Source organism: Paraburkholderia haematera, assembly GCF_905220975.1.
Lineage (GTDB): Bacteria > Pseudomonadota > Gammaproteobacteria > Burkholderiales > Burkholderiaceae > Paraburkholderia > Paraburkholderia haematera.
The window spans coordinates 1-18,253 of record NZ_CAJNBK010000002.1 but is presented as its reverse complement, the minus strand read 5'-3'; the positions used below and the strand labels follow the sequence as shown (position 1 = coordinate 18,253).

The window sequence follows — 18,253 nt, the reverse complement described above, 5'->3', positions numbered from 1 at the left end:
CTGGAATTTGCAGCCGATAGTACGAAACGGCAACGTTTACGTCAATCGGAAAATGACGAAAAAAATCAAGGAAATCTAGGGCTTGGCGAATTTTTGCGATTCTTCGCGTGAGGAACACCCTAATGGCGATCAGGTCAACGGAAGCGGTTTTTCCATTCGCGCATCACCGTAAATGCCGTTAGACGATCGGGCACTTTTTCGTGCAGCTGCTCTTGCAAGCTGGCTTGAATCGCCGGATTGCCCGCACGCAAAAATGGATTCACCGCGCGTTCGTGAGCGATGGTGGTGGGCAGCGTCGGCACATGACGCGCACGCAATTCGTTTGCCCTGTCACGCCAGGCCTGCAGTTCGGCATTGCCTGGCTCGCAGGCGAGCGCGAAGCGGATGTTCGACAACGTGTACTCGTGCGCACAGTGCACCTCGGTCGCGCCCGGGAGTGCCGCAAGCGAATCCAGCGACGCCAGCATCTGGGTTGGCGTCCCTTCGAACAGCCGGCCGCAACCGCACGCGAACAGCGTGTCGCCGCAAAACACGTGCGGCGTGCCGCGCGGGTCCGCCGCCTGAAAATAGGCGATATGGCCGCTCGTGTGACCGGGCACCTCGAGCACATCGAATTCAAGTACGGGCGCCGCAATCGTCACGTGGTCGCCGTTTTCGAGACGATGCGTGAGATGCTGGATCGCCTCACCGGCGGGGCCGTACACGGGAACGGCCTGGCCATTCAGCAGATCGGCCACCCCGCCGACATGGTCTTGATGGTGGTGCGTGAGTAAAATAGCGCTCAGCTGCCAACCCCGTTTCGCCAGATAGGCGCGCACGGGGGCGGCCTCACCCGGATCGACGACCACCGCGTGATGCCCGTCGGAAACGACCCAGATGTAATTGTCTTCAAACGCCGGGACCGGTACGTACTCGAGCGCATTCATAGGCGACGCATTCTCTGATATGACTGATCGAGCAATTATAGACTGGCCTGCCTGGACCGATTCGCCGCCCGGCCGCTACGTGCTTGAGTGGGAACAGACCCAACTCGATCGCGTGGTGTCCGACGTGTTCGGCTACCATGCGCTGCAACTCGGCCTGCCGCAGCTCGACGCCTTGCGCGAAAACCGCATGCCGTGCCGCGGGCTCGTGCTCGACGCAGCGAGCGGCGCGAGCGCGCCCTACACTTTTCCGCGCGGCCTGGGGCGTGCCGGGAATGGCCGGGGCAACAGCGCCGCGCAAGGTCTGCCCGCGGGTGTGCCGGCGCCGGCCGGGCGTAGCGCTGTCTGGTGCGACCTGCTCGACCTGCCGTTCGAAGCACAAAGTGTCGATCTGATCGTGATGCCGCATACGCTGGAGTTCACGAGCGACCCGCACCGGCTGTTGCGCGAAGCGGAGCGCGTGCTGATGCCCGAAGGCCAACTGATCATTCTCGGCTTCAATTCGCTGTCGCTGTGGGGCGCGCGCCAATCGGTCGGCAAGATGACCGGCCGGCCGTTCGTGCCCGCGGCTGTCGATCTGATCGCCTTCACGCGGCTGAAAGACTGGATCAAACTACTGGGTTTCGACCTTGAACGCGGGCGCTTCGGCTGCTATCGTCCGCCGCTTGGCAGCGAACAATGGCTGTCCCGCTATGGTTTCATGGAAGCCGCAGGCGACCGCTGGTGGCCGATTTTCGGCGCCACCTACATGATCAAGGCGATCAAGCGCGTGCCCGGCATGCGCCTCGTCGGCCCGCTGAAAGTGAAGAAACCTGTCCTCGCCGCGGGCCTCACGCCCGCCGCCACCCCGAACACACGCAACCACACCCAATGACTTCCGACATCATCGATATCTACACTGACGGCGCCTGCAAGGGCAACCCTGGCCGCGGCGGCTGGGGCGCGCTGCTGCGCTTCGGCGACCAGGAAAAAGAACTGTTCGGCGGTGAGCCCAACACCACTAACAATCGCATGGAACTGATGGGCGTGATCGCCGCGCTCGAGGCATTGAAGCGCCCCTGCAAGGCCGTCGTGCACACCGACTCGCAGTACGTGCAGAAAGGCATCAGCGAATGGATTCATGGCTGGAAGAAAAAAGGCTGGATCACCGCCGCGAAGCAGCCGGTGAAGAACGCCGATCTCTGGAAGCGGCTCGATGCACTCGTCGCGCAGCACGAGATCGAATGGCGCTGGGTGCGCGGTCACAACGGCCACCCGGAAAACGAACGCGCGGATCAACTGGCCAATCGCGGCGTCGCGTCACTCTCGCAAATGTGATGCGTGCGCTCGCTGCGTGCCGTGAAGCGCGCAGCGGCACCGCCGCGCGCGCCCTCCTCCTTTTTGCTGACTTTTTAGAGCAGGCTAATCCGACATGCGTCAACTCATCCTCGACACCGAAACCACCGGCCTGAACGCACGAACCGGCGACCGGATCCTTGAACTCGGTTGCGTCGAAATGGTGAACCGCCGGCTCACGGGCAACAACCTGCATTTCTACATCAATCCGGAACGCGACAGCGATCCGGGTGCACTGGCCGTTCACGGGCTGACCACCGAGTTCCTGAGCGACAAACCGAAGTTCGCGGAGATTGCCGATCAGATTCGCGACTTCATTCAGGACGCGGACCTGATCATTCACAACGCGCCGTTCGACATCGGCTTTCTCGATGCCGAATTTGCGCAGCTGGGTTTGCCGCCGGTGAAAACGTATTGCGGCGAGATCATCGATACCCTGGCGCGCGCCAAGCAGATGTTCCCGGGCAAGCGCAATTCACTCGACGCGCTGTGCGACCGTTTCGGCATCAGCAACGCGCACCGCACGCTGCACGGCGCACTGCTCGACTCGGAACTGCTCGCCGAGGTGTACCTGGCGATGACACGCGGCCAGGAAAGCCTGGTCATCGACATGCTCGGCGATTCGCACGGTAGCGGAGACGCGCACGCACCGCGCATCGCCATCGACTCGCTGAATCTGGTCGTGATTGCCGCGAGCGACGACGAAGTCGCCGAACATCAGGCCGTGCTCGACGGTCTCGACAAAGCGGTCAAAGGTACGAGCGTGTGGCGCCTTGATCCCTCGCCCGCCGCGGATGAGCAAACCGCTTAAAAAGTACTAGACGAGTGGGAAAATCCCTGACATAATTCGGCTCTCTTCGGGTGGTTAGCTCAGCGGTAGAGCACTGCCTTCACACGGCAGGGGTCACAGGTTCAATCCCTGTACCACCCACCAGATTCGCGTGACCCGCAAGAGAAAGCCCTCGAACGTAAGTTGAGGGCTTTTTTGTTTTTGCGTTCGTTTTGCACACGCACGGCGGGTTGATCACTCAGGTGTGCACACGTAAATACGCACACGCATGCACGGTGACCTGCTCCGTTTCAAAGTCAACACCGAACTTTCGTATAATTGCAGTCGCCAAATACTGCTGATATAGTCAGTTCTCGGGCATTCGCCCCGTCCAATTCTCCACCTCATTCGACTATAGGGAGGCGTCACATGTTCGCAGTGCATATCGACCTCCCTGGGATGGTCTCACGACCATTCTCGCGACCTTAAATTCGTCGCGTTGTCGCTCACGCGGTTCTGCCTGAACAGGCATCCGCGCAAATCCCAGACAGTCCGTAGTCTCATTGCCGGCATCGTTGTCGATATATCCCGGCTCGCTTGACTGTCTCGTCCTTTCGCTTCTGACTGGAACCTCGGTGCGCTCGCGCGCCACCGGGTCGTGGCAAATGACCAGAAAAAAACTCGACTTTCGCGGACAAGCCTTCAAGAACGTCCTCGGCTTCACCTTCGTACACTGGGCCAAACAGCCTTGGCGCATCTTCGCGATTAGCGCACTGGTGCTGCTCTCGGCATTAGCCGACGTGCTCACGCCGTTGTTCGCCGGACGGCTCGTCGACGCGATCGCATCCGGCTCCGCCGGCGACGCCGTCGCGTGGAATGCTGCGATCACGGCCTTCTGCGTGCTGGGCGCGCTCGGGCTCGGCGCCACACTGCTTCGCCAGGGCGTGTTCTTCAACCTCATCCGGCTGACCCTCAAGATGATGAGCGAGATCGCCGCGAATGCGTTTCATCGCGTGCAACGCTTCTCGACGGACTGGCACGCCAACAGCTTCGCCGGCTCCACGGTGCGTAAGATCACGCGCGGCATGTGGGCGCTCGATCTGCTTAACGACACGCTGCTGGTCGCGCTGTTGCCATCGCTTGTCATGCTGGTCGGCGCAACGGTGCTGCTCGGCTGGCGCTGGCCGATGATGGGCGCGGTGGTCGGCATCGGTTCGGTGCTGTATATCGGGGTGACCGTGGCCATGTCGCTCGGCTTCGTTGCGCCCGCCGCACACCTTGCTAACGCGTGGGACACCCGCATGGGCGGCGCCCTCGCCGACGCAGTCAGCTGCAATGGCGTGGTGAAAGCGTTCGGCGCCGAAGAGCGCGAAGAACGCCTGCTCGAACGCGTGATCTTCAAGTGGCGTCATCGCACACGCCGCACGTGGATTCGCGGCACGATCAACGGCGGCTTGCAAGGCGGCATGCTGGTGACAATCCAGGCCGCCATTCTCGGCGTCGCATTGCTGTTGTGGGCGCGCGGCGAAGCGAGCGTCGGCGACATCACGTTCGCGCTGACGATGTTCTTCATGCTGCAAGGTTATTTGCGCGATGTGGGCATGCACATCCGCAACCTGCAACGCTCGGTCAACGATATGGAAGAACTGGTGTCGCTGGAGGGCCAGCCATTGGGCATTGAGGACCGCCCCGGCGCAGGCCCGATCGCGATCGGCAAGGGTGAAATTCGCTTCGAACACGTCACCTTCCACTACGGCGCGAAAGCTACGCCGCTCTACGACAACTTCTCCGTGCGCATCGCGCCGGGAGAACGCGTGGGGCTGGTTGGGCATTCGGGTTCCGGGAAGACGACCTTCATCAAGCTGATCCAGCGGCTGTACGACATTTCGGAAGGCCGGATCACGATCGACGGTCAGGATATTGCTCGTGTGCAGCAGGCATCATTGCGCGGCCAGATCGCCATCGTTCAGCAGGAGCCGGTGCTGTTTCACCGCTCGCTGGCGGAGAACATCGCCTATGCGCGGCCCGGTGCAAGTCGCGCCGAGATCGAACGCGCCGCGAAGCTTGCGAGTGCGCACGACTTTATCGCGACGCTGCCTCACGGTTACGACACGCTCGTGGGCGAACGCGGCATCAAGCTCTCGGGTGGCGAGCGTCAGCGCGTGGCGATCGCGCGGGCGTTTCTTGCCGACGCACCGATCCTGATTCTGGACGAAGCGACCTCGAGCCTCGACAGTGAAAGCGAAGTGCTGATCCAGCACGCCATGGAACGGCTGATGATGGGCCGCACAACGCTGGTGGTGGCGCACCGTCTTTCCACCGTGCGAGCACTGGACCGGCTGCTGGTGCTGGACAAGGGCAAGGTCATCGAGGAAGGCAGTCACGAAGCGTTGATCAGGCTCGAGAACGGCCTGTACAGGCGGTTGTTCGAACGTCAGGCGCTGGAGCTGATCAAGGGTTTGGGCGACTCGGACGTCATGCCCGAGGCCGATAGCGCGAAAGCGAATCGGCTCGATGATTCAAACCTGGTGGTCGAGAAGTAAAGTGCTGTAGGCGTGCGGGACGTCATGCAGAAGCCGTCGGTAAGCGGCGGGTTCTGCCGGCGTTCCGCACGCCCCTCTTCATTTACCCACGCAAGCGTGCGCGCGGCGCTGCTCGCATAACCGCACGGCACCGCGATATGGCTCGGCCTATCGAGAGCCAATGCGACCAACCGGCCCGCACCTCAATGCGCGACTAAACCACGCCCGCGGGCAGCCCGATACCGCGAGCCATGCCGGTAGCCGCGAACACCATCAACACCAGCAGCACAGTCTGGATCACGCTGTAACGTGCATACGTACGCGCTTTTCGCAAATCTGGCGGGGCACCGTTTCTGATCGAGGCACGCCAGCGCATCAGGCCAAGCATCGAGGGGACTTCGAGGGCGAGTATCAGCACGAGCAGCGTCATCTTGACGTGAAAGAGCGGCTCATGAAGGTAATAGTCGGCGCCCTTTTCGAAACCACCGAAGGCGCGCATCAGACCGGTAACGATCAGCACCAACGCCGAAATACCCCACCGCGCGTCGGAGCGGAATACGGATCGCAACGCAGCAGGCACGCTGGCTCGCCGCAGTGACCAGGTGCGCCGAAGAATTGACGCGAGGGCAAAGCCATAAGCGAGTAGATGAATGGCGGCAAGCAACCAGCGAACCAGCATAGCGACTCCTGAAAACGACGCAATACGATCGATGTATGTCTCACCCACCCACTGAAACGCCGGGTGGCACTTCTTATTACCGACTACCCCTTACTTTACGATGCCTGCTTCGGTCGCGTGTGGTCGACTGCACAAAGCAACGGATTCAGACTTGCCGCAGCGATGTGTCGAGCGCACGCGCGGCGGCTCGATCGCCCTCGGTAGTCAGCGCAGTACGGAACACGGTTTGCCGATTGTGGCCCGCCGCAGCCGGCGAATCCCACAGCAATTCGATTTTCGGACGCCGGCTGAAGGTACCACGAGCCAACGCAGGGGCGCCGACCGGGCCGAGCGGCGCAGCAGGCCCACCCGGCTCACCCGCGACACCGAACGCCACCACGGGGGTAGGCGTCGGCGGTGCGCTCACGCCTGGGGCCGCCGCCCATCGCACGGACAATTCGCGCGCGTCGTACTGTCCCACCTTGCGACGCTCGGCCCAGACGACCACCGTGCGGGTGGCCGGATCGAGCGCGACCGCATAGCGGCCGATCGCAAAGCGCCGCGCGGCGATATTGGTTCGCCACAGTGCACGCGGCCGGCAAATCCACACGACCGCCGCGTACAACGCCGGCGCGGCCAACAGCCAGCCGTTGGTGGCGGCCACCGCCTGCGCGGCGCGGCGCCAACCGGCGCTCGCGGCAAACGCGCTAACCGACCAGACCGCAAACAGGAATCCAAGGAACGCAAACAGACGCAGCGCCTGCCGCAGCCATTGCGGCAGCGGATGAAACGGACGCTCGGCCACGGCGCGCGCGCCGGGCAGGAAGATCAGCAGGAACAGGAACACCAGGTTGATGCACGCCCATGGCGAGGACACCATGGCCGACAGCGACGCGCCCAGGTCCATCTGCGCCATCGAAAAAAGCCAGCGAGTGAGGAGCACGAGACCGATGGCGCGCAGCGCGAAAATCGTTCCGGCGCCCGGCGCCGCGTTCGCACGCGTCTCTTTCGTTCTCGCCAAGGCATCCTCCTGTCGTCGGCGTCACCGCCGTCAAATTTGCGGCACGGCCATTATAGGGATATTACCGAGACAGGCTCGTTCTTGCCGGTCTCAAATCTGCACTTTCTACCGCACACGCACAAAAACGCGGCGCGCATGCAACAACGCCCCGCGGGCGCGATGCCCGCGGGGCGTTGCTGGGGCGCAGTCAGAGCCTGGTCGCCGGGGTGCCGAAAGCGCTCCGGCAAGCCGGCCTGACCGCTTTTACCGACCACGCATTAGCCGGCGTTGACTTCGCGCAGCACCGTGCGATGCTTCTGACGCAGCAACTCTTCATAGGTGGCGACGTAATTCTGCGCCATCACCTTCGACGAGAAGCGCGATTCGAACGCCGCACGCACCTTGGCGCGCGGCAACGTGTGCAGACGCTTCACAGCGGCAACCGCGCTGATTTCGTCTTCCACGACGAAACCCGACACGCCGTTTTCGATCACTTCCGGCACCGAACCGCGATTGAACGCGACGACCGGCGTACCGCACGCCATGGCTTCGATCATCACCAGGCCGAACGGCTCCGGCCAGTCGATCGGGAACACCAGTGCATGCGCGTTGCCGAGAAACTCACGCTTTTCGGTTTCGCCGATTTCGCCAATGTATTCGACGTGCGGGAGCGCCATCAGCGGCTTGATCACTTCTTCGTAATAGGCACGATCGGCCTTGTCGATCTTGGCGGCGACCTTGAGCTTCATGCCTGCCTGGCCGGCGATGCGGATCGCGCGGTCGAGACCCTTCTCCGGCGAGACGCGGCCGAGGAATGCGAGGTAGCCCGGCTCGACGTCCTTGATCGGCGTGAGCACGTTTTCCGGCAGACCGTGATAAACGGTTTGCAGCCAGTTCGCCTGTTGCAGCGGGATGCGCTGATTGTCCGAAATCGACACCACCGGCACGTCGCTGAACGTGTTGAAGACCGGTTGCAGTTCCGGCAGATCGAGACGGCCGTGCAGCGTGGTCACGAACGGCACCGGCTGGCGGGCGAACAGCGAGAACGGGTAGTAATCGATGTGGAAATGCAGCACGTCGAATTCGTCCGCGCGGCGGCGCACTTCTTCGAGCAGCAGCATGTGCGGTGCCATCACGTCGCGGATGGTCGGGTCGAGGCGCAGCGCCTGCGGCCAGAAAGCTTCGAGTTTCGCCGAGGTTTGCGAATCGCCGCTCGCGAAAAGCGTGACGTCATGACCCTGTTCGACCAACGCTTCGGTCAGGTAGGACACCACGCGTTCCGTACCACCGTAAAGCTTCGGCGGAACCGCCTCGTGCAGGGGAGCGATTTGAGCGATTCGCATAATGAAGAACTCCTCGTAAAAAATCAGGCAAAAGTACAGCGTTGGGTAAAAGCGACTCGCTTGCTCGCCAGGGCAGTCTGGCCGGATATGCCGGCGTTGGCCTGATTCTTTCGAGAAATCCTGCGATGGATCGCTTGGGTAGTGAGCCCAGATCAGCAGTTCGCTGTCTGCGCATGTGCCGGTAAACGCACACCAGGCACCTACGTTGACAAACTGTCAGATATTTCGGTGGGCCAACAGAGCATGCATTATCGATGCCGGGTGCTTCGCTGCACCACAACATTTCAAAGTCTTTACGTTGTTACAAAGGCGAAACACTTTACAAACCCTTGTTTTATAAGACAGTTCTACTGTAGCAACTGGCTTGCAACGCTGACCCGAAGTCGACAACTGTAAGTGCCCGTGTCAACTTTGCCGGCAGGCATTGAAGAAATACCGCACCGCGGTTGAATGCAATTTGTAATTATATCCCGAAATAGTCCGCAACCTGTTTGAACCACCGCGCCGTTGGCGGGTCGAGCAATAGTAGGTCGCGGCCGTCTATCGCGAAATCAGTCGCGCCAACGCCCGGATACACAGGGCGCAATCGCTTTTGCATGTTTACAATGCGAAGCATCGGCTTCGCGGCGAACGCTTTTGCCGTGGCCCATGCCTTGCATGCACAACCTGAAACACACCGACCTCACGATCAATTGGAACACTTAACCATCGCCCAGCGTAATGCCCAGAACGCAAAGCTCGCGAGCTATGCGCATAGGCCGCTTGCGTTTCTTTTCCGCTTTATTCGCCGCCATCCGCTCGCGCATGCGACGGTCCTGTGCAGCGTGTTTGCGGCCGTGGGCTGTGCGCTCGCTTCGCAATACGCGATCAAGCATCTGATCGACGTGCTCGGCGAAGGCCGGCATCACCCTGGTCCGCTGTGGGGCGCGTTCGCCATCCTGGTGGGCCTGATCGCCGCCGACAACCTGCTGTGGCGGGTCGGCGGCTGGGTTGCCGCGCATACGTTCGTGGCCGTGACCGGCGACTTGCGGCGCGACCTGTTCCAGTACCTGAGCGGCCACTCGCCGACTTACTACTCGGAGAAACAGCCGGGCATGCTGGCAAGCCGCATCACGGCAACCTCGAACGCGGTCTACACCGCCGAAAACACCACCGCCTGGAACGTGCTGCCGCCGTGCATCGCAGTGCTCGGCGCGATCGTCATGATCACCGCCGTGAATCCGCTGATGGCGGGCGGCCTGATGCTGTGCTCGGCCATTTTGTCGGTCGTGCTTTACAAACTTGCCGGGCGCGGCTCGGCACGGCATCACCATTTCGCTACCAAGGCCGCTTCGGTGGACGGTGAACTGGTCGACGTGATCAGCAACATGGGGCTCGTGCGCGCCTTCGGCATGACGTTTCGCGAGCAGCAGCGTTTCGGCGCGACCGTCAAAGCGGAAATGGAGGCGCGCCAGCAAAGCCTGCTTTATCTGGAAAAACTGCGCCTGCTGCACGCGGTGATCACCGCGCTGCTGTCGGCGGGCTTGCTGGGCTGGGCGCTGTGGTTGTGGGATCAGGGCAAAGCAACCTCCGGCGACATCGTGCTGGTCAGCTCGCTCGGCTTCACGATCCTGCACGGCACGCGTGATCTGGCCGTCGCGCTGGTCGACGTCACGCAACACATCGCGCGGCTCGCGGAAGCCGTTCGCACCCTGCTCGAACCGCACGGCATGCCGGACCGCGACGGCGCCACCGAGCTCGTACCGCAAGGCGGCCGGGTCGATTTCGAAGGTGTCACGTTTGCCTACCCGCGCCGCCGGCCGATTCTCGATCACTTCGACCTGCATATCGAGCCGGGCCAGCGCGTCGGTCTGATCGGCAAGTCGGGCGCGGGCAAATCCACCGTGCTGGCGCTGCTGCAGCGTTTCTACGAAACGCAGGGCGGCGCAATCAGGATCGACGCTCAGGACATCGCCGACATTACTCAGGACAGCCTGCGCCATACGATCGCGCTGGTGCCGCAGGATATCTCGCTGTTTCATCGCACGGTGTACGAAAACATTGCTTACGGCCGCCCTGAAGCGAGTCGTGACGAAGTGATCGCGGCCGCGCGCGAAGCCCGCTGCAGCGATTTCATCGAAGCCATGCCGGAAGGATTCGACACGATCGTCGGCGACCGCGGCGTGAAGCTGTCCGGCGGACAGCGCCAGCGCATCGCGATTGCGCGCGCGATCCTGAAGAACGCGCCGATCCTGCTGCTCGACGAAGCCACCTCGGCGCTCGATAGCGCATCGGAAGAAGCGATCCAGAAGGCGCTCGACCGGCTGATGGTGGGCCGCACGGTGATCGCCATTGCGCACCGGTTGTCGACGCTGAACAACTTCGACCGGATCATCGTGATGAGCGCCGGCAAGGTGATCGACGACGGCACGCCGGAAGAGTTGCGCCTGCGGCCGGGCCTGTATCGCGACCTGCTCTCAAAGCAGTACGGCAAGGGCACCACGCTGCATGTCGGCGGCAAGAAGGTGGACGAACAGCACGTGGTCTAAGCCACGCGCCGCCCTCTGCTACGCCAGCAACAAACAGAAAAGCCGCTCTCGAGCGGCTTTTCTGTTTCCCGGCAAGTTGAAATCCAGCCGGATAGATAGCCGCCTATCCGGCAGTGGTTTCGCGCACCGTCTTCTTGCCCGACCCCGCGCGCACCTTCACGGTTCTGGCGCTCTTCGCCCCCTGTGCGCTCTGAAGATCGCGCATGAAGTTATCGCGCCACACCGACACGTTGTTCTCGCGCAGTTGCACCATCATGTCGCGATAACGCGCCTGGCGCTCCGCAAGCGGCATCTCCAGCGCGCTCGCGAGCGCCTCGGCCATCCCGTCGATATCGACCGGATTCACGATCAAGGCGCCCTCCAGTTCCTGCGCGGCGCCGGCAAAGCGCGACAGCACGAGCACGCCCGGATTCTCAGGATCCTGTGCCGACACATACTCCTTGGCGACGAGGTTCATGCCGTCGCGCAACGGGGTGACGTAGCCGACATGCGCCGTGCGAAACAGCGCGGCCAGCACGGAGCGCTCGTACTGCTTATGGATGTACAGGATCGGCGTCCAGTCCAGTTCGGCAAAGCGACCATTGATGCGCCCCGACTCACCTTCGAGTTGCAGGCGGATGTCCTGATACGCGTGCATGTCGGCGCGCGTCGGCGGTGCGATCTGCAGGAACGACACGTTGTTGCGTTGCGCGGTGGCATGTTCAAGCAGCCGCTCGAACGCACGGAAGCGCTCGACCAGCCCCTTCGAATAATCGAGGCGGTCCACGCTCATGATCAGCTTGCGGGAATGCAGCGCCGTCTTCATCGTGCGCACCGGCTTGCCGCGCTCGCCCGCTTTCGCGAGCTCGGCGATTTCGTCCGGATAGACACCGATCGGATAAGCCGCCGCGCGCAAGGTGCGATCGAACGCATGGACGCTCAGTGGACCACTGGTTGGCACGTCGACCGTGCCGCCCGCCTCGTTGACGACGTAATCGCAGAACGCCCGTAAATCCGGCGCGGTCTGGAAACCGAGCAGATCGAACGAACAGAGCGCTTCGACCAGCTCGCGATGCGGCGGCACCGCCAGCAACACCTGCGAAGCCGGAAACGGAATATGCAGAAAGAAGCCAATCCGATTTTTCACGCCGGCCGCGCGCAACGCCTGGGCGAACGGGATCAGGTGATAGTCGTGGACCCAGATCACGTCGTCTTCGCGCAATAGCGGGACGAGCTGCTGGGCGAGCCATGCATTGACGCGGCAGTAGCCTTCGAAGTCGTGCCGGTCGTACTGCAGCAGATCCGCGCGATAGTGGAACGCGGGCCACAGCGTGGCGTTCGAAAAGCCGCGGTAGTACTGGTCGTAGTCGCGGCGCATCAGCGCGATGGTCGCGAAGGTCACGGGGCCGCGCTCTTCCACCTTGATCTGCGGTTGGCCGGAGCTGAGCACGTCGCCGCTCCAGCCGAACCACATGCCGCCGGTTTCCTTCAGCGCGTCGTATACGCCGACCGCCAGACCGCCCGCCGCCGGGCCGCCCTCCGAGATCGGTGCAACCCGGTTCGATACGATGATCAGTCGGCTCATGAAGCGCGATTCCCGATGCAGTAAGTCATGGTCGTTGGGCGATAGGGCGTCACCGGCGGCGTCACCATCACGCTCCGCGCGCGGCCGCGACGATCGATTCCAGCCAGTCGAGCAGCGCCGTGACCGACTCGAGGCGCGAATGCGCCATCGTGTCGCCCGCGCCCACCTTGATCGACAGGCCGCCCCGCTCGTTGACGACGGCAAAGCCTTTCTCGTCGGTCAGATCGTCGCCAGCAAACACCGGCGTGCGGCCGACGAACGGCGGCTCCTCCAGGAACGCGCGCATCGCGCGGCCCTTGTCGACGTCCTTCGGCTTGATTTCGTAGACCATCTTGCCCGGCTGCAACACATAGGAGCCCGGGTAATCGGCAACCAGCCGCTCGGTCGCCTCGCGCGCCACCGGCTCACGGTCGGGTGCGTTGCGATAGTGCAGCGCCAGCGCCGCGCCTTTGATCTCGAGCAGCATGCCGGGATATTCGTTGACGACCTGCGCGAGCACCTGCTCCATGCGCAACAGCCGCTCGTCGTGAAAACCGATGCGCTGCGTGTCGCCGTTCGCGTCGCGCCGCTCGGCGCCATGCAGACCGGCGATCGGCATATCGGGCATGCCGAGAAAAGCGTCAATGCTTTCAATGCCGCGGCCCGACACAATCGCCACAGCGCCGTTCGTCAGACTGCGCAACTCGGTCAGCAATCCGATCACGCGCGGTTGCACCAACACGCCATCCGGCGTGGGCGCGAGTTCGACGAGCGTGCCGTCGAAGTCGAAGAAAAATGCCGTCTCACCAGGAGACAGAACAGCCGGTAGTGCTTGCATCGGTTAATTTTGCCTTTCAGCCTTCTGCGGCTGGAAAAGTGTGCGCATCTTACCGCGCATCCGTCAATTTTTCGAGAAAGTAAGCCGGGACACAAGCCTGGTCGGGCCGCACGGCCGATGCCGCTCACGATTGCGTTCGAAAGGAGAACAATCCGGCTTCAACCCGCTTTCCGCTGGCTGCGTCAAATTGCCTCGCAAACCGCGCGCCTGCGGGCGTTGCGCGACGTCATCGAAGATTTTGCGATAAAGTCGCAGCCACACAGACCCTTGTAGTGACGATCCTTATTTGTACACCATGGCGGGCCGCGCACTTTGCACGAACCACGTCGCGTGTTTTCACGGGCAGCGCCACGCACCGCTCTTCAATCGAGTCATTGAACCCTGCTTTGTTCCCTATCGCCCCGTCCCACCACCAGCCGAACCTCGCAACGCCACGCCGGCCGTGGCCCGGACGCCGGGTCGCGCTGATCCTGATGGTGGGCGCGCTCGGTGCGTTAAGCGGCTGCACGCATCGCGCCGAACCGTTCCAGTTGACCGACGTAACCGGCCACTTGCCGGATCTCGATTTCACGCTGACCGGCGACGACGGCCGCGTCGTAACCGGAGATTCATTTAAAGGCCGTACGTCGCTCGTGTACTTTGGCTATACGCATTGTCCGGACGTCTGCCCTGAAACGATGGGCCGCCTGATGCAGGTTCTGGGCAAACTCGGCCCGAACGCGCAAAAAGTGCGCATCCTGTTCATCACAGTCGATCCGGCCCGCGACACGCCCAAAGCCTTGCATGACTACGTCGGCGCCTTCGACTCGCAACACGCCGAAGGCCTGACCGGCAGCGACTGGCAGATCGAGTCGCTCGCCAAGCGTTACCGGGTCGCCTATCAGATGGAAAAACGCGACCCCAACGGCAACTACGAAGTCACCCATAGCTCAGCCGTCTACGTGTTCGATCAGCAGGGCCACGCGCGCCTGCTCGCCACCGATCACGATACGCCCGATGTGATCGCGCAAGACCTGCGCCGCATCATCGATGACCGCTCCTGACCTTTCCCGAGTTCATTCATGTCGATCAAGATCAAAACGTTCGCCGCGCTCAGCTGCACCCTCGCCCTCTCGTTCGGTTTCGCTTCGGCAGCGCTTGCCGCCGGTCCTAACGCGATCAGCGTCAAAGACGCGTGGGTGCGTTGGCTGCCGAACAACCTCCCCGCCGCCGGCTACGCGACGCTGGTGAACGCGAGCGACAAGCCGGTCGACCTCATTGATATTTCCAGCAACGACTACGGCGACGCGATGCTGCATCAAACCGTATCGAACGGCTCGACGCAAAAGATGGTGATGGTCGACAAACTGACGGTGCCCGCGCACGGCCAGGTGGCGATTGCGCCGGGCGGCTATCACGTGATGCTCGAAGACGCGAAACACAAGGTCGCGCCCGGCGACACCGTGCATCTGACGCTGAAGTTCTCCGACGGCGAAACGCTCGATACGCCGTTCGCCGTCAAGTCGCCCGCCCAGACCAAGTAACGCTCCGCGATGAACCTGCTCTACTGGCTCGACCCCTGGGAGTTTTCGCCGACCGTCGTTATCGCCTTGCTGGTGCCGGCGATTCTTTTCGTGCGCGGCGCGCACAAGGCGAAGGTGTCGATTCTCCGGCGCATTTCCTTCTGGTTCGGGCTGGTCGCGTTGTATGTCGCGCTGCATACGCGGCTCGATTATTTCTTCGAGCATGAGTTCTTCATGCATCGCGCGCAGCATCTGGTGCTGCATCACCTCGGGCCGTTCTTTATCGCGCTCTCGTATCCGGGCGCGGCGTTGCGCGCCGGCATTCCATTCAGTTGGCGGCAGCGCTTCGTGCGGCCCGCGCTGGAGACCCCGCTGGTGCGCAAACTGCTCGACGTGGTGATGCATCCGGTGGTGGCGGTCACGCTGTTCGTCGGGCTGATCTACTTCTGGCTCATGTCGCCGATTCATTTCGTGGCGATGCTCGACTGGCGGCTTTATCGCGTCATGAACTGGAGCATGGTGATCGACGGCCTGCTGTTCTGGTGGCTCGTACTCGATCCGCGGCCCGCGCCGCCGGCGCGTTTGTCGCCCGGCAAGCGCGTACTGGTCGTGATTGCCGCGATTCCACCGCAGATCGTCCTCGGCGCGTTTATCTTTTTTACGCCGCGCGAGCTGTATCCGATCTACTCGATTTGCGGCCGCGCCTTCACGTGGCTCAGTCCGATGCGCGATCAGCAGATCGGCGGGCTGTTGCTGTGGATTCCGGGTTCGATGATGAGCGTGATCGGCGCACTGGTGGCGTTACGTCACTGGATGCGGCTGTCGGCACGCGGACGTCTGCACGGCGAGCGTCGCGCAAAGGCGACGCAAGGCTTGGCGCAAGGCACAACAGCGCCTGCGAGCAGCCACCGCTGAAATTTCGAATCGATTGAATTGAAGTCGCGGAGTTCGAAGCCGGCCGGCGCGCGCACGCGCCGAGTCCGGTTGCAGCCTGGACCTGGGTTAGACCGAACGCATCCACACATGCGGGATGCCGTCCTCTTCGTGAATCTCCGACACCGGTGTAAAGCCGAATGCGCCGTAGAAACCTTGCAGATGAGCCTGCGCGTGCAAGCGGATCGGCGTACCGGGCCACTGCGCCCGGATATGCTTGAGCGAGCGTTCGAGCATCGCGTTGCCGAGCCCCATGCCGCGGAATTCCACTGTTGTCAGTACGCGGCCGATGCGGATATCGCTGTCGTCGGCGTCCGGCAGCAACACGCGCAGGTAGCCCGCGAGCGGCGGCCTCTTTTCACCTTGACCATAAGCAAACAGGTGCCAGGCATCTGAATCGAGCCCATCCACATCGCCATACACGCAGTTCTGCTCGACGACGAACACCGCGCTGCGAGCGGCCAGCATGGCATAGACTTCGGCGGTCGTGAGGTCGTCAAACGCTTTCCAGCGCCATTCGAGTTGTGCCAATCGCGTGGCGGCGGTTTGCTGCGGTTCGGTCATGGAAGTCTTCAATGAAAGCGCGCCTTGATCGGCGACGGCAATGCGGAATTATGCCGCGCGTGGCGGTCTTAGGCTATGACCGGCTCGACGGGTGTCCCGAGACATTCGATCAGGTTGCCAGGCCCGCACAAATGCAGCGCGCCCACCACGACCAAGGTTCGCTCCGGCCGTCCGAACAGCGCGTTCACGCGCGCCGCCCACGCGCGATTGCGCATATCGAGCAGGGCGTGGCGAATGCCGGGCAGGTTGAACATCGGCGACTCGACGGCGATCTGGTGCACGGCCTGCAAATCGCCATGCAGCCAGGCGGCATGCATCCGTTCGAGCGTGCGCTGTGGTTCGTCGAGATCGGACATCAGCATGCCGAGCGCGGTGCCAACGGCTTCGAGCGAAATCGATTCGAGCGACGCAGCCACTTCCTGCGCCGTCTCGAGATACTCGTACGGTTTGGCTTGCGTCAGCGCCGAGCGCAGCATGCGCGGCTCGACGCCTTCGACGACTTGCTGAAACAGCGTCGGCGCGACGACCAGCACGGCCCACGGACGCAGCTCGACGAGCGGCGCCAACGGACCCTCAACGGGCCACGCAGCTTGTAGCCGATGCCAGGCATCGGCGGATAGCAAGGGCTGCAGTTGGTCGGCACCGCCCTGCGGGGGCGCTTTCAGAAACGGCAGGATCGTCGGCGGGTCGGATTCGAAGACCAGCGATTCGGCCCAGTCATAGGCTTCGGCAATCCATGGCGGCGTTCTGCGACTCGTCGCCGGAAACAGATGCATCGAGCCGAGCAGACGGACGTTCGTGCCGGTGAGTTGTAGGTACATGCAGCCTCGTGTGGACGGGCAATTGCGCAAAGCGGCAATCGGGCAATTCAATCGACGGCGCGCAACGCGGCAGACCGGCTCGCGGCTCCTCGCCAGGCGGTCCGCACTGTGAACACAACGAATAGCAGGAAGACGATCTGCGAAAGGTACAGGTCCGCGCGGATCGGATGATGGAGCGCGAACCATGAATTGTGCACCACGTCTGTCACGATGACGGCGACGCAGAGAATCAGCCCTGCCCTCGCGCTCAACAGCAGTAGCAGAACGGTCAGCGGATCGATGAACAGCAGTGACGTCCAGTAGATTTGCGTTAGCGGCGCCGCGCCGCCGTAGTCCCACCAGAGTCCGTGGACGAGGGCCACCTGCAGATGCGTCCAGGTGGCGCCGCATAGGCATAGCGAGTAAATCAGGCGCAGATAGAAGGAGCGGCGTTCGAGGTTTGGGATACGCATGCGGGGTCGGTTTTTGCAGTAGACAAAAAACAGCAACGATACCGCCGAAAAAAGAAAAGCCCCGACAAGTCGGGGCTTTTCTTTACATCAACTACTGGAGGCGCGAGCCGGAGTCGAACCGGCCTAAACGGCTTTGCAGGCCGCTGCATAACCGCTTTGCTATCGCGCCGCAAGCGGACTGGAACCTAGCTGCAGATTCTCAGATTTGCCTGGTGGGTAACCAATATGGCCGACCCACCAAACAAAAAGGGAAGCGTTGCTTCCCCTTATGTATGGAGCGGGAGACGAGGCTCGAACTCGCGACCTCAACCTTGGCAAGGTTGCGCTCTACCAACTGAGCTACTCCCGCATTGCCCTACTTCACAACGCCTTGCACTTTTACTTCGCCAAACAACGCGTTGCTTCAAAATTTGGAGCGGGAGACGAGGCTCGAACTCGCGACCTCAACCTTGGCAAGGTTGCGCTCTACCAACTGAGCTACTCCCGCATTGTGCTGCTTTTGCCCTGCTTTTTACCGGCTAA

Annotated in this window: 17 protein-coding genes and 4 tRNA genes; 9 read left to right on the top strand and 12 right to left on the bottom strand. The window is 62.3% G+C overall.

Features of this window, described 5'->3' with window-relative positions:
- Nucleotides 1-134: 134 nt before the first annotated feature.
- Nucleotides 135-926 (bottom strand): hydroxyacylglutathione hydrolase, encoded by a 792-nt coding sequence (gene gloB / locus KHO23_RS04565; RefSeq protein WP_211609860.1) that lies wholly within the window; start codon nucleotides 924-926, stop codon nucleotides 135-137.
- Between the two features lie 19 nt (nucleotides 927-945).
- Between gloB and KHO23_RS04560 the strand changes: the two genes are divergently transcribed.
- The 5 genes from KHO23_RS04560 (at nucleotide 946) to KHO23_RS04540 (ending at nucleotide 5,570) form a co-directional block, all read left to right on the top strand.
- Nucleotides 946-1,797 carry a class I SAM-dependent methyltransferase gene (locus KHO23_RS04560; RefSeq protein WP_211609859.1) on the top strand — a complete coding sequence of 284 codons (852 nt, stop codon included), beginning with the start codon at nucleotides 946-948 and terminating at the stop codon, nucleotides 1,795-1,797.
- Entirely contained in the window at nucleotides 1,794-2,240 is a 447-nt protein-coding gene (gene rnhA, locus KHO23_RS04555; protein ID WP_211609858.1) for a ribonuclease HI, read from the top strand. Before KHO23_RS04560 ends, rnhA begins: the two co-directional genes overlap by 4 nt.
- A 94-nt stretch (nucleotides 2,241-2,334) precedes the next feature.
- Nucleotides 2,335-3,069 carry a DNA polymerase III subunit epsilon gene (dnaQ, locus tag KHO23_RS04550; protein WP_211609857.1) on the top strand — a complete coding sequence of 245 codons (735 nt, stop codon included), beginning with the start codon at nucleotides 2,335-2,337 and terminating at the stop codon, nucleotides 3,067-3,069.
- Between the two features lie 48 nt (nucleotides 3,070-3,117).
- Nucleotides 3,118-3,192: transfer RNA gene (locus KHO23_RS04545), tRNA-Val, on the top strand.
- A gap of 500 nt (nucleotides 3,193-3,692) precedes the next feature.
- Nucleotides 3,693-5,570, top strand: a complete 1,878-nt coding sequence (locus KHO23_RS04540) for an ABC transporter ATP-binding protein (RefSeq protein ID WP_211609856.1) — start codon at nucleotides 3,693-3,695, stop codon at nucleotides 5,568-5,570.
- Between the two features lie 193 nt (nucleotides 5,571-5,763).
- On the opposite strand, the gene KHO23_RS04535 is transcribed toward KHO23_RS04540, so the two are convergent.
- From KHO23_RS04535 to KHO23_RS04525, 3 genes are all read right to left on the bottom strand, one after another.
- Nucleotides 5,764-6,228, bottom strand: a complete 465-nt coding sequence (locus KHO23_RS04535) for a DUF2214 family protein (RefSeq protein WP_211609855.1) — start codon at nucleotides 6,226-6,228, stop codon at nucleotides 5,764-5,766.
- Between the two features lie 145 nt (nucleotides 6,229-6,373).
- Entirely contained in the window at nucleotides 6,374-7,228 is an 855-nt protein-coding gene (locus KHO23_RS04530) for a hypothetical protein (RefSeq protein WP_211609854.1), read from the bottom strand.
- Between the two features lie 257 nt (nucleotides 7,229-7,485).
- Entirely contained in the window at nucleotides 7,486-8,550 is a 1,065-nt protein-coding gene (locus tag KHO23_RS04525) for a glycosyltransferase family 4 protein (RefSeq protein WP_211609853.1), read from the bottom strand.
- Nucleotides 8,551-9,242: 692 nt separating this feature from the next.
- Here KHO23_RS04525 and KHO23_RS04520 point away from each other — a divergent pair.
- Complete coding sequence (locus tag KHO23_RS04520) at nucleotides 9,243-11,078, top strand: ABC transporter ATP-binding protein (RefSeq protein WP_211609852.1); 1,836 nt, start codon at nucleotides 9,243-9,245, stop codon at nucleotides 11,076-11,078.
- Nucleotides 11,079-11,181: 103 nt separating this feature from the next.
- Here KHO23_RS04520 and otsA read toward each other — a convergent pair whose 3' ends face one another.
- Together otsA and otsB are read right to left on the bottom strand one after the other, a co-directional pair.
- Complete coding sequence (gene otsA, locus KHO23_RS04515; RefSeq protein ID WP_211609851.1) at nucleotides 11,182-12,642, bottom strand: alpha,alpha-trehalose-phosphate synthase (UDP-forming); 1,461 nt, start codon at nucleotides 12,640-12,642, stop codon at nucleotides 11,182-11,184.
- 67 nt (nucleotides 12,643-12,709) lie between these two features.
- A complete protein-coding gene (gene otsB, locus KHO23_RS04510) occupies nucleotides 12,710-13,459 on the bottom strand; it encodes a trehalose-phosphatase (protein WP_211609850.1) in 750 nt (249 codons plus the stop codon).
- A 473-nt stretch (nucleotides 13,460-13,932) separates the two neighbouring features.
- Here otsB and KHO23_RS04505 point away from each other — a divergent pair, with 473 nt between their 5' ends.
- Genes KHO23_RS04505 through KHO23_RS04495 form a run of 3 tightly spaced genes read left to right on the top strand, consistent with a single transcriptional unit; the run spans nucleotide 13,933 to nucleotide 15,876 of the window.
- Nucleotides 13,933-14,502 (top strand): SCO family protein, encoded by a 570-nt coding sequence (locus KHO23_RS04505; RefSeq protein WP_211610346.1) that lies wholly within the window; start codon nucleotides 13,933-13,935, stop codon nucleotides 14,500-14,502.
- 18 nt (nucleotides 14,503-14,520) lie between these two features.
- Complete coding sequence (locus KHO23_RS04500) at nucleotides 14,521-14,982, top strand: copper chaperone PCu(A)C (protein WP_211609849.1); 462 nt, start codon at nucleotides 14,521-14,523, stop codon at nucleotides 14,980-14,982.
- A gap of 9 nt (nucleotides 14,983-14,991) precedes the next feature.
- Complete coding sequence (locus tag KHO23_RS04495; protein ID WP_211609848.1) at nucleotides 14,992-15,876, top strand: cytochrome c oxidase assembly protein; 885 nt, start codon at nucleotides 14,992-14,994, stop codon at nucleotides 15,874-15,876.
- 87 nt (nucleotides 15,877-15,963) lie between these two features.
- On the opposite strand, the gene KHO23_RS04490 is transcribed toward KHO23_RS04495, so the two are convergent.
- The 6 genes from KHO23_RS04490 to KHO23_RS04465 all read right to left on the bottom strand — a co-directional run bounded on the left by KHO23_RS04490 (nucleotide 15,964) and on the right by KHO23_RS04465 (nucleotide 18,218).
- Entirely contained in the window at nucleotides 15,964-16,458 is a 495-nt protein-coding gene (locus KHO23_RS04490; RefSeq protein WP_211609847.1) for a GNAT family N-acetyltransferase, read from the bottom strand.
- 68 nt (nucleotides 16,459-16,526) lie between these two features.
- The gene (locus tag KHO23_RS04485) at nucleotides 16,527-17,279 is read right to left on the bottom strand and encodes a TraB/GumN family protein (RefSeq protein ID WP_211609846.1); all 753 of its coding nucleotides are present in this window, start codon (nucleotides 17,277-17,279) and stop codon (nucleotides 16,527-16,529) included.
- 47 nt (nucleotides 17,280-17,326) lie between these two features.
- Nucleotides 17,327-17,731 (bottom strand): hypothetical protein, encoded by a 405-nt coding sequence (locus KHO23_RS04480; protein WP_211609845.1) that lies wholly within the window; start codon nucleotides 17,729-17,731, stop codon nucleotides 17,327-17,329.
- Nucleotides 17,732-17,826: 95 nt separating this feature from the next.
- Nucleotides 17,827-17,900, bottom strand: a tRNA-Cys gene (locus tag KHO23_RS04475).
- Nucleotides 17,901-18,004: 104 nt separating this feature from the next.
- Nucleotides 18,005-18,080: transfer RNA gene (locus tag KHO23_RS04470), tRNA-Gly, on the bottom strand.
- Nucleotides 18,081-18,142: 62 nt separating this feature from the next.
- Nucleotides 18,143-18,218, bottom strand: a tRNA-Gly gene (locus KHO23_RS04465).
- Nucleotides 18,219-18,253: the final 35 nt, after the last annotated feature.

Coding starts and splice junctions, on each gene's coding strand:
- KHO23_RS04505 (WP_211610346.1), top strand. CDS start 13,933: ATGGTGGGCGCGCTCGGTGCGTTAAGCGGCTGCACGCATCGCGCCGAA.
- KHO23_RS04485 (WP_211609846.1), bottom strand. CDS start 17,279: ATGTACCTACAACTCACCGGCACGAACGTCCGTCTGCTCGGCTCGATG.
- dnaQ (WP_211609857.1), top strand. CDS start 2,335: ATGCGTCAACTCATCCTCGACACCGAAACCACCGGCCTGAACGCACGA.
- KHO23_RS04495 (WP_211609848.1), top strand. CDS start 14,992: ATGAACCTGCTCTACTGGCTCGACCCCTGGGAGTTTTCGCCGACCGTC.
- otsA (WP_211609851.1), bottom strand. CDS start 12,642: ATGAGCCGACTGATCATCGTATCGAACCGGGTTGCACCGATCTCGGAG.
- KHO23_RS04500 (WP_211609849.1), top strand. CDS start 14,521: ATGTCGATCAAGATCAAAACGTTCGCCGCGCTCAGCTGCACCCTCGCC.
- gloB (WP_211609860.1), bottom strand. CDS start 926: ATGAATGCGCTCGAGTACGTACCGGTCCCGGCGTTTGAAGACAATTAC.
- KHO23_RS04535 (WP_211609855.1), bottom strand. CDS start 6,228: ATGCTGGTTCGCTGGTTGCTTGCCGCCATTCATCTACTCGCTTATGGC.
- KHO23_RS04490 (WP_211609847.1), bottom strand. CDS start 16,458: ATGACCGAACCGCAGCAAACCGCCGCCACGCGATTGGCACAACTCGAA.
- otsB (WP_211609850.1), bottom strand. CDS start 13,459: ATGCAAGCACTACCGGCTGTTCTGTCTCCTGGTGAGACGGCATTTTTC.
- KHO23_RS04560 (WP_211609859.1), top strand. CDS start 946: ATGACTGATCGAGCAATTATAGACTGGCCTGCCTGGACCGATTCGCCG.
- KHO23_RS04540 (WP_211609856.1), top strand. CDS start 3,693: ATGACCAGAAAAAAACTCGACTTTCGCGGACAAGCCTTCAAGAACGTC.
- KHO23_RS04480 (WP_211609845.1), bottom strand. CDS start 17,731: ATGCGTATCCCAAACCTCGAACGCCGCTCCTTCTATCTGCGCCTGATT.
- KHO23_RS04525 (WP_211609853.1), bottom strand. CDS start 8,550: ATGCGAATCGCTCAAATCGCTCCCCTGCACGAGGCGGTTCCGCCGAAG.
- rnhA (WP_211609858.1), top strand. CDS start 1,794: ATGACTTCCGACATCATCGATATCTACACTGACGGCGCCTGCAAGGGC.